We start from the raw sequence: 12,929 nt of genomic DNA, 5'->3' as shown, positions 1-12,929 counted from the left end.
TCAACAACAATAAAATAGATACAAAATGAATCAATTATCAGATCGTTTGAACAGCTTGTCGCCATCGGCGACGCTTGCCATGTCGCAAAAGAGCAACGAACTCAAGGCACAGGGTGTTGATGTTATTAACTTAAGTGTAGGAGAACCGGATTTTAATACTCCTGACCACATCAAAGAAGCTGCGAAAAAAGCCATAGATGATAACTTTTCTCGTTACTCTCCGGTACCGGGTTATCCGGCTTTGCGCAATGCTATTGTTGAGAAACTGAAAAAAGAAAACGGTCTGGAATATACAGCCGCTCAAATTTCGTGTGCCAATGGTGCCAAACAATCTGTTTGTAATACCATCCTTGTATTGGTAAATCCGGGTGACGAAGTCATCGTGCCGGCTCCTTACTGGGTAAGTTACCCGGAAATGGTGAAAATGGCAGAAGGTACTCCCGTAATTGTTTCGGCAGGTATCGAACAAGATTTCAAGATTACTCCTGAACAGCTGGAAGCAGCCATCACTCCGAAAACGAAAGCGTTGATTCTTTGTTCCCCGTCCAACCCGACAGGTTCTGTATATACAAAAGAAGAATTGGCCGGACTGTCTGCTGTATTGGCTAAACATCCGCAGGTAATCGTAATCGCTGACGAGATTTACGAACATATCAATTATATCGGCGCACATCAAAGTATCGCTCAATTCCCTGAAATGAAGGAACGTACAGTGATTGTAAACGGTGTATCCAAAGCGTATGCTATGACAGGATGGAGAATCGGTTTTATTGCCGGTCCGGAATGGATTGTAAAAGCTTGCAACAAGTTGCAAGGTCAGTACACTTCAGGTCCTTGCTCTGTTTCTCAAAAAGCTGCTGAAGCTGCATATACAGGAACACAAGAACCGGTAAAAGAGATGCAGAAAGCATTCGAACGTCGTCGTGACCTGATTGTGAAGTTGGCTAAAGAAGTTCCGGGATTTGAAGTAAACGTTCCGCAAGGTGCTTTCTACTTGTTCCCGAAATGCGATACTTTCTTTGGAAAGAGCAACGGCGAACGTAAGATTGCAGATTCGGATGATTTGGCAATGTACTTACTTGAAGAAGCTCACGTGGCTTGTGTAGGTGGTACCTCTTTTGGTGCTCCTGAATGTATCCGCATGAGTTATGCTACAAGCGATGAAAATATCGTAGAGGCTATCCGTCGTATCAAGGAAGCATTAGCTAAATTGAAATAAGAGTTCACCACAGATTACACGGATGAACACAGATTAAAAGATTTTTTTATTGTTCAATATATGTTTAAATTGTAATTCCCTTGCTGCAATATGTTGTAGTGAGGGAATTACAATTTAGTTGAATATAAATAACCTGTGTCCATCTGTGTAATCTGTGGTGAAGACAAGAAATAAAAAAGGCTGCCTTCCGTAGAAAGCAGCCTGTACATTTTTTGTAGCTTGTATTATTCAGCCGGGTGAATTGCTTCAGACGGACAAACGTCTGCGCAAGTACCACAGTCAGTACATACATCTGGGTTGATAGAATAGATATCACCTTCAGAGATAGCTTCTACCGGACACTCGTCAATGCAAGTTCCGCAAGCAATACAATCGTCACTAATTACGTAAGCCATTTTTCTAAGATTTAAATTATTAGTACTAATTTCTTCGGCAAAAATAAGGCTTTTATTGATTAGTTGTTATGCTTCGATGATTAAATTGACTTAATTTGTACGTCTTCTAAATAAGCAACCTCCCTATAATCTGCTATATTTTTCGTATTTTTGCACTCAAATTACTAATATATAGCGATTATGCCTTTAAATTTACCCGATAAACTACCTGCGATAGAGCTTTTGAAGGAAGAAAATATTTTTGTGATCGACACTTCCCGCGCTACGCAGCAAGATATTCGTCCGCTACGGATTGTGATTCTGAACCTGATGCCGTTGAAGATTACAACGGAAACAGACTTGGTGCGCTTACTTTCGAATACACCTCTTCAGGTGGAGATTTCGTTTATGAAGATCAAGAGTCACACGTCGAAGAATACGCCGATAGAACACATGAAAACGTTCTATACGGATTTCGATCAGATGCGTCATGAGAAGTATGATGGTATGATTATCACCGGAGCTCCTGTAGAACAGATGGACTTCGAAGAAGTGACCTATTGGGATGAGATTACGGAAATCTTTGATTGGGCACGTACGCATGTCACTTCTACCTTATATATATGTTGGGCAGCGCAGGCCGGGTTATATCATCATTATGGAATTCCTAAATATCCGTTGGAAGAGAAAATGTTCGGCATCTTTGAGCATCGTGTACTGGAACCTTTCCATTCCATCTTCCGTGGTTTTGACGATTGTTTCTATGTGCCGCATAGCCGTCATACGGAAGTGCGCAGGGAAGATATTCTGAAAGTTCCGGAACTGACGTTGCTTTCCGAATCGAAAGAGGCCGGTGTCTATATGGCAATGGCACGGGGCGGACGTGAGTTCTTTGTCACGGGGCACTCTGAATATTCTCCGCTGACACTGGATACGGAATACCGCCGTGACTTGGATAAAGGCCTGCCAATAGAGATTCCCCGCAATTATTATATAGACGATGATCCTGAAAAAGGTCCGTTGGTACGTTGGCGTGCTCATGCCAATTTGTTGTTCTCCAACTGGTTGAACTACTTTGTTTATCAGGAAACACCTTACAACATCAATGATATTAAATGATAAAGCAGCGTAAAATAGAACTTCTCGCTCCGGCGAAAAACCTGGAATGTGGTATTGAAGCTATCAACCATGGTGCAGATGCTGTATATATCGGTGCTCCGAAATTCGGTGCCCGTGCGGCAGCTGTGAACTCATTGGAAGATATTGAAGCATTGGTGCAGCATGCTCATTTGTATAATGCACGTATTTATGTCACGGTCAATACGATTCTGAAAGAAGAGGAGTTGAAAGAGACGGAGGAGATGATTCATGCACTTTATCGGATCGGTGTCGATGCACTGATTGTACAGGATATGGGAATCACGAAACTGAATCTTCCTCCGATACCACTTCATGCCAGTACGCAGATGGACAATCGTACGCCGGAAAAAGTGAAGTTCCTTTGGGAAGCAGGTTTCCGTCAAGTGGTGTTGGCGCGGGAGTTATCGTTGCGTGAAATAAAGAAGATTCATGAAAGCTGTCCGGAAGTACCTTTGGAAGTATTTGTACATGGTGCTCTTTGTGTCAGTTATAGCGGGCAATGCTATGTTAGTCAAGCCTGTTTCGGTCGTAGTGCCAATCGTGGAGAGTGTGCACAATTCTGCCGTCTGCCTTTTAGTCTGGTAGATGCGGACGGGAAAGTGATTGTCAAAGACAAACATCTGCTTTCCCTGAAAGATATGAATCAAAGCGACGAATTGGAGCAACTACTGGATGCCGGAGCTTCTTCATTTAAAATAGAGGGACGACTGAAAGACGTATCTTATGTGAAGAATGTGACGGCTGCTTATCGCCAGAAACTGGATGCGATCTTTGCCCGTCGTCCGGAATATGTACGTGCTTCTTCGGGTACGTGTAGTTTCGAATTTAAACCACAACTCGATAAGAGTTTCAGTCGTGGATTCACGCATTATTTCCTGAATGGACGTGATAAAGAGATTTTCTCTTTCGACACTCCTAAGTCGCTGGGTGAAGAGATGGGAACCATGAAAGAGGTCCGGGGCAACTATCTGACAGTTGCCGGACTTAAATCCTTTAACAATGGAGACGGTGTTTGCTATATCGACGAACAGGGACGTTTGCAGGGTTTCCGTATCAACCGGGTGGACAGTAACAAACTCTATCCGCAGGAAATGCCCCGTATTAAGCCGCGTACTACACTGTATCGTAATTTCGACCAGGAATTTGAACGAATCCTTTCCCGCAAATCTGCCGAAAGGAAAATCGCAGTGAAAATCTTGCTTGCCGACAATAATTTTGGTTTCTCCCTGACATTGACTGATGAAGATGATAATAGCGTCACAATCACCCTCCCTCGTGAGAAAGAACTTGCCCGCACTCCACAGACGGACAATCTGAAAACGCAACTGTCCAAACTGGGGAATACACCTTTTGAAGCAAAAGAAATAGAAATATCCTTTACCGGAAATTGGTTTTTGCCAGCTTCGGTGTTAGCCGATTTCCGCAGACAGGCAATCGACCAATTGATAACTGCCCGTCGAATCAATTATCGTCAGGAATTGGCAGTATGGAAGCCAACGAGTCATGCTTTCCCGCAAACTACATTAACCTATCTGGGGAATGTAATGAACACCCGTGCAGCTTCTTTCTATCAGGAGCATGGGGTACAACAGGTAGCGGCAGCATACGAAAAAGAAGCAGTGGAAGATGCGGTACTGATGTTCTGCAAACATTGTTTGCGCTACAGTATGGGCTGGTGTCCTATCCATCAACGGGTCCGTTCGCCTTATAAAGAACCCTATTATTTGGTGTCGAATGACGGCAAACGTTTTCGTCTGGAATTTGATTGTAAGAATTGTCAAATGAAAGTAAAGGCGGCACAATGAGGGTAATTAATCACGGAATCATTCGTCACAGAGGACGTAGAGGAGACAATGTTTCAACTCATCCTTCCGGAACCGCTCGTTTGAACGGTTTGTGGAAGAGAGATGGAAAATTCTTCTTCATGTTCTCTGTGTCTTCTATGTCGTCCGTGTCTTATAGTAACTTTGTGTTCTCTGCATTCTCTATGGTGAAGTCTGTCATGGGCTTGCTATTGTGTCTGTTTTTGCTTTCGTCTTGTTATTATAAAACGCCTGCTTTGGATTCGGAGGAGCTGTCGAAGAAAACAAAAGATTCGCTGACTTACCTGTATGAACGCCATTATACATGGAATACAAACTTGGAAGTAGTCGATGATTCCATCTCTTTGGAATGTCTCCCGATAAAAGATACTTTTATTCAGTTGAATAGGGGGGATAGGGTAGTGGTTGCAGAGTTTGCGGTTCATCCTGCCGATAGTGTAGACAGCATTTGGGTGAAACTGGCACATACGCAAGATGAACAGGGCTGGATACGTGAGAAAGAACTCAAGAAGTCATTTGCACCGACTGATAGTATTTCGCAGGCTATTCATCTTTTCAGCGATACACATGCCTCTTATTTTGTGGTTATTTTTGCTTTATTTGTTGGAGCTTATTTGTTTCGCGCTTTCCGTCGGAAGCAGTTGCAGATGGTTTATTTTAATGATATTGACAGTGTTTATCCCCTGTTTCTTTGTTTATTGATGGCTTTCAGTGCAACGATTTACGAATCAATGCAGGTCTTTGTACCGGAAACGTGGGAACATTTTTATTTCAATCCAACTTTGTCACCGTTCAAAGTTCCTTTCATTCTCTCTGTTTTTCTGTTGAGTATTTGGTTGTTTCTGATAGTAGCTTTGGCGGTGTTGGATGATTTGTTCCAACAATTGACTCCCGCTGCGGCTATCTTTTATCTGCTGGGACTGATGTCCTGCTGTATTTTCTGTTATTTCTTCTTTATCCTGATGACACATATCTATATCGGTTATCTATTCCTGACCTTTTTTATTTTGGTTTTTGCGAAGAAGGTCTATCGAAACATTGGGTATAAGTATCGTTGCGGACATTGCGGGGAGAAACTAAAAGAGAAAGGTATATGCCCCCATTGTGGAGCGATTAACGAGTGATTTTATTATCTGTTTTATTTCTGAATAACTTTTCAAATGATGGAAATCAGACCTACCGAAATAAAAGATCTCCCTTTAGTGATGGAGATTTATGACTATGCCCGTGCCTTTATGCGTGCAACCGGGAATACTACCCAGTGGATTGACGGTTATCCGTCGGAAGCATTGATCTGTCAGGAGATTGAAGACGGTCATAGCTTTGTCTGTACCGGTGAACAAGGAGAAATCTTGGGAACTTTTTGTTTCATCTTGGGAGAAGATCCTACTTACCAACAAATTTATGAAGGTGCATGGCTCAATGACGAACCTTATGGAGTGATTCACCGGTTGGCAACGAACGGAAAGCAGAAAGGGGTGTCGGAAGCTTGTCTGGACTGGTGTTTCGAACGTTGGCCTAATGTCCGGGTAGATACTCACCGGGATAATAAGGTCATGCAACATATACTGACGAAGTATGGCTTTCAACGTTGCGGCATCATTTATGTAAAGAATGGGACGGAGCGTATTGCTTATCAGATGAAGCGTTTGCATGGTGGGGTGGAGGAATCTGATCGTACTGAAGTATAGGTCAGGTACGTTGGATTATGAACGAAGCAGTCTTAGGTATAAGCAAACTGATAGCAAGCAGTAGGTAAACTAATGCCGAAGCATTGATAAAGTTCCGGTAAGGTGCCGGTATAATTGTATTAAGCCACCGCAGGGAAAACGCATTATAAATCATGTAAAATAAGTTCCCATAAGAATTCATTATCCCACCCTGCTATTAATCTTTTTCTATTGATTGGTATCTCTCTTTTGTTGTTTCTTAATGTAGCCAATGCAATTTTCGCCAGTACGGAGAAGTTTAATGCTGATATATTTCTTCTTCTGGTATTATCTTCATGGAAATTGACATCTAGCTGCCAATGTAGATTATTCTCAATTTCCCAGTGTTCTCTACTATTTTTAAGTATCTTCTGCGCATCAGGTTCCAAGGAAGATATAAAACATCTTTTTTCCACTGTAGTGCCTTTGTTTGTATTTCTGGTATTCTCTATATATCCGAAAGACTGTATATTTTTCCACTTCTTTCTAATATCTGCTCCCAGAAAACCAGGATCGTTGCAGCAATAGCAGATTCTCGACTCATTCCTGCCATGTCCTTCTTCATGCGTCTCATATTTGTCAAATCGTACTGTTGTACCTTTTGATACAATACTTTCTGTTACTGACAGTACTATTTCCTTTAATTTCGGTTGATTATCTTTCACTATAAAAATGTAGTCACCTTCTCCCTTTATGACTTTCTCTGCAATTGTACGCTGGCATCCTAAAGCGTCAATTGTAATAATACAATCTTTTATACACAACATATCTAATAATTCAGGAATGACAACTATCTCATTTTCCTTTTCTTGTGTACATAACTGTCCAAGGGAGATTCCCAGTTCTGTTGCAAATGCACTGATGACATGCAATTTGTACTTTCCCGTATTCGAATCAGGAAGCACTCCTTGTTTACGATGACGCTTGTCCTGTTCGGATTCATAGGCTCCTCGTATGGTTTTACCATCAATGGCTATATGCCCCGAATAACATTTGAGAATGCTTTGGACCCATTGCCTATAAGATTCTTCAAATTTTAAAGGATCTAATGCCGAGAAAAAGCGATTAAATGTATCATGGGAAGGGATACCATTAAAATTGGAAAGCTTGGCTGCAAAAAAAGATTCTTTACTTTTACCAAAGTCTTCTATTGAATTCCAAGTATCAGCGCCACATATAACAGCAGAAATTGCAATAAGAACAATGGTACTGGCCTGATGTTTTTTACAACGGTCTATCCGGTTATCTATCAATATTAATGAATCAGCAAATTCATGTAGGTTGCTGATCTCAATCTTTCTTTTAGTTTCTTGCTTCATTTTAATTGTGATTTATAATCACGTAAATGTACTCAAATAATATTGTAAATGAAAGATAAATATCTTATTAATAAGATGAAAAGACAATATTGGTGTAAGATAAATGTATAAAAGATTAAGGAAAGAGTATAATGCGTTTTCCCTGTAAGCCACCGCTATCTTTACCTTCCCACGGCCGTGGTAACTTCTTCCCACAGTCGTGACGAGATCCTCCCACGGCCGTGAAGAGATGCTACCACGGCTGTGGAGAGTTAAGGATAGCGTAGGTCTGGTAAGCATTCGGCCTCGCCCGTATTTCTCTCCAAGCTATAATAAAGTCAAAAGCCAGACGAAGCATGTCTGGCTTTTGACTTTATTTATCTTTCTTGTTTATCCTTTCCAATTAAATGGCAGTAAATCGGCGTAGTCGTTTTTCTTTTCTCTTTCATTCTCCTGTACCCTAATCAACACGTCCTGCATCCATAGTTTTGGGTTCACCTTATTTTCCCTGCAACATCCCATCAGTGAAAAGAATATTGCCGCTGCATGTGCCGCTTCATGTGAACCGGAGAAAAGAGTGTTTTTTCTGTTCAAAGTCAATGGCCTTATAGAGCGCTCCACTGGATTATTGTCAATGCAGAACTGTGCATCGTTGACATATCCGGACAGTTGTTCAAAACGTGTGTACATATAGAATATGGCCTTGGCAATAGGCGATTTCTCAACCGTATGTTCATACTCCTGCCTGCACCATTTTTCCAGTCCTTTGATAATAGGGTACGATTCTTCCCGGCGAAGCCTTACTACAGCTCCGCCTTCCAGATGTCCTATCCTGATTTTCTCCTCCACAGCATACAGTCTGCCTATTTGTTCAAGTGCATGCCTTGCTCTAGGAGGATCATTTCCTTCCGCTTCCACAAACTTGCGCCTGACGTGTGCCCAGCAGCACAGGTGCAACTTTCCGGGTAGTGTGTCGAACTCATCATATACTGCAAAGCCGTCACTCTGTACCATCCGAACCTGTCCTGCCAGCAGCGTGTCTATTCCGCTGCTGCCACGTCCCTTGTGATATTCAAAGAATGGGGTATGGAACCGGGGCAGATAGAAGTTCCACATATACCCGCGGTGAAGAGCACCGGGCCGGTCGCTTTCAAGTACGGGATGGGGCGTCTCATCGGCCATGACGTAATAGCTGTCCTTGACCAGTTCACGAAGCTCATTATAGATTGGCTCCAGACGCTGTGCGGCAGCCATCATCCAGTTACTTACGGTAGAAGGACTCAGATGGATGCCTTCACGCTCAAAGATGTCCAGTTGTCTGTACAGAGGCAGGTGGTCGTAATATTTGGCGGTAGCAATGTGTGACAGTACACTTTCCGACGCATTGCTGTGGGGATGTGCCATTACGGGCATGGGAGCAGTTATGATACGACCGTCGGCGAGCCGGTATTTAGGGCGGATGATGCGTCTCACATAGAATCGGGCGGGACTGACGGCATATTGTTCGCTCACTTCCTCTCCCAGCTTCGCCGCTCCCTCCAACGAAAGGCCTTCCGGCATGGGAATGATAATCTCTTCACGGGGAAGGGACGGGTCGATGGGCTTACGGGCGTGGGGAGTAATCTTTTTGGTGAAGCTCTTACGGAAACGGTTGTAACCATTCTCCGATTTGGCAGATTTCTCAGCTGTTTTCTGTTCTTCCGCTACCGGGTCATTGACATCGGACGGAGACTCAAAACAGATGCTCAACTGGCCGGCATCTTCGGGAAGATGGCGTTTTTCACTGGATTTACCCCATAAACGGCGTGTCAAGTCAGCCAATTTCCATCTCAGGTCGGCAATGACGGCTGTACAGGCTGAGATTTCTTCGACCTGGCGGGAATACTCCCGCAAAGAGGATTCGTATTTTCTCTGAAGTTCTGCATGTTCCTTTTCAAGGCGTTCACGTTCCTTGCGCAGCTCTTCGTACTCTTCCAAAGTAAGGGTAATGACCGGTTCTTTCACTGTATATCCACTTTTTTATTATGTGACAAAGTTATCAAAATAAAGCAGAACGGCTTGTAGGACGGGAGATTACTTTTCAACTGTTTTCCGATACTTTTTAACAGTAAGCAGCTCATTCAGGCGATTCCAGGAAATTTGAAGAAAATCCCTCTTCCGTTCGTCCTTTTTCAAGAGAAAAGAGCCGCGATTCAGACGACGGCATTCCAAACGGTATTCGTCGTCGCACCGATAAAGGATATGCAACCTGCTACGGGAGCGGTCAAGAAAAATATGGCAACTCTGCTCTGACACGCAAGAACTCGTGTGCCGGATGACCTCGCCACAAAGACCGTCAATGCCTTTATGGAAATTACAACCTTGGGGATAAAGGTAATAGGACCAGAAAGGACTGCTACGGAAAAGACCAAGGCCTAAAGGGAGAAGTAGGTCCTGAGGGGAATGGATACCAAGGCTGGAAGCCGAAACTTTATAACGACGACCACCATCAAATATGAAAAGAACCGAATCAAAATGGTTAGACTCGGAAAAAAGGCTACGTAGTTTATCACTTTCGCTAGAAAATACTAATACTGAACACATAATGGATTAAGATTGTAATGAAGACACAAAGGTAGGAAGGAAAAGAAGGGAAACAAACACGCACGTGACCGAATGCTTACTAGGTCTGACAGAACAATACCGATTGGGTAAATTAAGTATAACGGCTTTATAATGCAAACTTCATAGGGACATACGTTCTTCTATCCCGTATTCTATGCTGTTAATCTACAAAGAGACAGGCTGACAATAAAAAGACTAAATAATATCCTTATGAGTAAAAATGATTAGAAGCGGCAGCGAAGATCTACCCCAAATTGCATTGGGCGTCCTTTCTGCATGAAACCTTTGTTCATTGTTTCGAAATAGAAGGCTGCATAGTCTTTATTCAGGAAGTTGCGTGCCCAGAAACTAATCATTGCGTCACCGATTTCCAGATTCGTTCTCCAGTTGAGTGTGCCATAGAAGGATTGGCTGACGTCATTTTGTTCAGTCCAATAGATACGTCCGGCAGCGTTATAGTTCGCTTGGAACACAACCCGGTCGAAGATAGAGTGCGGACTACAGGTGATGGCATATTCTCCACCGATATTTAAGGTATGCTTGGGGACGAAGGGAACATATTTGCCATTGTAATCCGTAGTTATGGGAGTGCCATCTTTTTTCTCTTCGGTGATTACATAATCAGTAAAGGTGGCATACGTATATCCATAACTGGCATTCAGGCTAAGTTCTTTAGTCACACTGGCACGAAGAGCAGCTTCTGCACCATAACTGCGGCTTTTTCCCGCATTGATGGTGATACGTCCCAAACCACTTTCTGCAAATTGGGAGAGTTGTTGGTCGCGGGTATCCATGTAGAATGCTGCGACGTCAGCCCAAAGTCTACCTTCCCATAGAGTAAGATGACTACCTACTTCGTAGTTCCACGAATATTCGGGTTTGTAAGTGGTGGACGCTTTTACATTAATTTCTTTTGCAGGCACCATTTGGTCCATCATTTTAATAATAGTTTCTCCCCATATAGCATCTTGCCCTATTGTCGGACTTTCTTTGATGGCATTCATCATCGAATTTTTCAATTCAGTTTGTGATAAATCAGAGAACATCTGGATGTTATATCCTCCCGAACGATATCCCCGGGTAACGGTGGCATAAACATTATTTTGATTCTTCCATTCATATTGAATAGCAAATTTGGGTAGAAGTTGTACGTAATCAGTCGAGAGCTTACCTACGAAAGAGGCCGGAGCTTTCATATTCTGATCGGACAGATTTATTTGCGTGGGACCCATTGCCATGTGGAAGTCGAAACCAAAGTCAATAGGAGTGCTAAGAGAATTATACTTCATACTGATTTTTTCGTAATCGAGTCGGAGTCCGGCTGTAACGGACAACCCTTCGATGAACAGATTGTTGAAAGTGGACTGATGATAAAGTGCACCGCTAAGGGTTGGGGTATCGAAGGTTCCTCCTACGCTTAATGTCGGGTTGTACACGGTCATTCCCATGGTGGGAGCTCCGGGTTTGGCAGAGACTTCTTCAAAAGCGGAATTGGCGTTGTTTTCAATGACTGACTTCACTCCTTCTTCTTTGAACAGAACAGGACCTGTAGTGTGTAGCCATTGATAGAATCCGAAAGCGCCCGTAGCCCACTGCCATCTTTTTCCGGGTTTGGCTTTCAAGACAATTTCTTCGGAAATGGTGTTCGCTCTCTGCTTTTGTTCGATGTTGAAAATATCCCTCTCTGTGAAGTCCTGATCGAGAAACATACGGTCATTCAGGTGCTGATAACCTGTCACGGCACTTAATATAAAGTTACAGGCTTGGTATTCGATGTTAACACCAGAGTTGAGCAATCCACGGCGGTAACTACTACGGTCGTTATATGAAATCTTACCGATGTAGTCTGCCCGGTCTTCTGTCATTTCTTTACCGTCTTTTTGAGCTTTGGCTATGGCACTGGGAGTAATACCGATATAATAATACGGATACCCACCTTGATCGCTATATTCATAGCTAAGTGCCATATCTATTTTCAGATTAGATGTCGGTAGGTAAATTCCACGAAAACGTCCGCCTCCGGCGTTGCTTTTGTCGACCTTTTCGTTATTTCGTGCAGAATTCTCAAAGAAGCCGCCTGTATGCTCGTAGAAACCTCCGGTAGAAAAAGCAAAGCGGTCGGATGTGCGGTGATAGTGGGTGAGTGAAACATTATAATTATTGTAAGTTGCTGCTCCCATGCGAATATCGGTACCTTGATAAGTGAAAGGAGATTTAGTATGTACCTTGATAAGCCCTCCCATCGTGTTACGCCCGTAGAGAGTACCTTGTGGCCCGCGAAGAATATCAATACGTTCGATATCAGCATAGTTGAAGTCGAAAGCGGATTTGTCGATATAAGGGATATTGTCTACATAAAGTCCTACGGACGGAGTATTGATGCGTGAACCGATTCCACGGATATAAATCGAAGTAGTCAGTTTGGAGCCATAGTCAGGGATAAACAGGTTGGGAACAATACCTGTCAGGTTCTTCACGGAATTTACCTGATTGGCGCGCATATTGTCTTGCGATAAAACGGTGGCGGCTACCGGCAGATCACGTAGTTTACGGTTCTCTTTTGGAGTAGCAATCACTACCACCTCTTCGATGTCTACTATTTTTAGTGAGTCTTTGGGGAAATCTTCAGCCCATGCTGTCCCTGTCGTCAGGAGCATGAGGGCAATCATAATCTTCTTTGTCTTCATCTGCTGTTAATTTATCTGGTGCAAAGTAACGGCAAATATAGATGACGGTCAATCCTCATTTATTAGGATTATGAC

General features: G+C 43.0%; 10 protein-coding genes. 5 read left to right on the top strand and 5 right to left on the bottom strand.

Annotation, left to right across the window (positions count from 1 at the left end):
• Positions 1-25 precede the first annotated feature (25 nt).
• Positions 26-1,219: a pyridoxal phosphate-dependent aminotransferase gene (locus Bovatus_RS11655; protein WP_004323563.1), complete on the top strand. Its 1,194-nt coding sequence runs from the start codon at positions 26-28 to the stop codon at positions 1,217-1,219.
• Positions 1,220-1,443: 224 nt separating this feature from the next.
• On the opposite strand, the gene Bovatus_RS11650 is transcribed toward Bovatus_RS11655, so the two are convergent.
• Positions 1,444-1,614 (bottom strand): DUF362 domain-containing protein, encoded by a 171-nt coding sequence (locus tag Bovatus_RS11650; RefSeq protein ID WP_002559159.1) that lies wholly within the window; start codon positions 1,612-1,614, stop codon positions 1,444-1,446.
• 180 nt (positions 1,615-1,794) lie between these two features.
• Between Bovatus_RS11650 and metA the strand changes: the two genes are divergently transcribed.
• Genes metA through Bovatus_RS11630 form a run of 4 tightly spaced genes read left to right on the top strand, consistent with a single transcriptional unit; the run spans position 1,795 to position 6,247 of the window.
• Complete coding sequence (gene metA / locus Bovatus_RS11645; protein ID WP_004299113.1) at positions 1,795-2,712, top strand: homoserine O-acetyltransferase MetA; 918 nt, start codon at positions 1,795-1,797, stop codon at positions 2,710-2,712.
• Positions 2,709-4,538, top strand: a complete 1,830-nt coding sequence (locus Bovatus_RS11640; protein ID WP_004299114.1) for a peptidase U32 family protein — start codon at positions 2,709-2,711, stop codon at positions 4,536-4,538. The genes metA and Bovatus_RS11640 overlap by 4 nt, the downstream gene beginning before the upstream one ends.
• Positions 4,535-5,680: a zinc ribbon domain-containing protein gene (locus Bovatus_RS11635; RefSeq protein WP_004299115.1), complete on the top strand. Its 1,146-nt coding sequence runs from the start codon at positions 4,535-4,537 to the stop codon at positions 5,678-5,680. The genes Bovatus_RS11640 and Bovatus_RS11635 overlap by 4 nt, the downstream gene beginning before the upstream one ends.
• 36 nt (positions 5,681-5,716) lie before the next feature.
• Complete coding sequence (locus Bovatus_RS11630; RefSeq protein WP_004299116.1) at positions 5,717-6,247, top strand: GNAT family N-acetyltransferase; 531 nt, start codon at positions 5,717-5,719, stop codon at positions 6,245-6,247.
• 143 nt (positions 6,248-6,390) lie between these two features.
• On the opposite strand, the gene Bovatus_RS11620 is transcribed toward Bovatus_RS11630, so the two are convergent.
• From Bovatus_RS11620 to Bovatus_RS11610, 4 genes are all read right to left on the bottom strand, one after another.
• Positions 6,391-7,584, bottom strand: a complete 1,194-nt coding sequence (locus tag Bovatus_RS11620; protein ID WP_004296414.1) for an ISAs1-like element ISBaov2 family transposase — start codon at positions 7,582-7,584, stop codon at positions 6,391-6,393.
• 369 nt (positions 7,585-7,953) lie between these two features.
• Positions 7,954-9,567, bottom strand: a complete 1,614-nt coding sequence (gene tnpC, locus Bovatus_RS11615; RefSeq protein WP_004299118.1) for an IS66 family transposase — start codon at positions 9,565-9,567, stop codon at positions 7,954-7,956.
• A 69-nt stretch (positions 9,568-9,636) separates the two neighbouring features.
• Entirely contained in the window at positions 9,637-10,146 is a 510-nt protein-coding gene (gene tnpB, locus Bovatus_RS24760; protein ID WP_004323560.1) for an IS66 family insertion sequence element accessory protein TnpB, read from the bottom strand.
• A 245-nt stretch (positions 10,147-10,391) separates the two neighbouring features.
• The gene (locus Bovatus_RS11610) at positions 10,392-12,854 is read right to left on the bottom strand and encodes a TonB-dependent receptor (protein WP_004299121.1); all 2,463 of its coding nucleotides are present in this window, start codon (positions 12,852-12,854) and stop codon (positions 10,392-10,394) included.
• Positions 12,855-12,929: the final 75 nt, after the last annotated feature.

The sequence above is a fragment of the Bacteroides ovatus genome (genome assembly GCF_001314995.1).
GTDB lineage: Bacteria > Bacteroidota > Bacteroidia > Bacteroidales > Bacteroidaceae > Bacteroides > Bacteroides ovatus.
The sequence above is the reverse complement of the archived record's forward strand: the minus strand, read 5'-3'. Positions and strand labels throughout refer to the sequence as shown.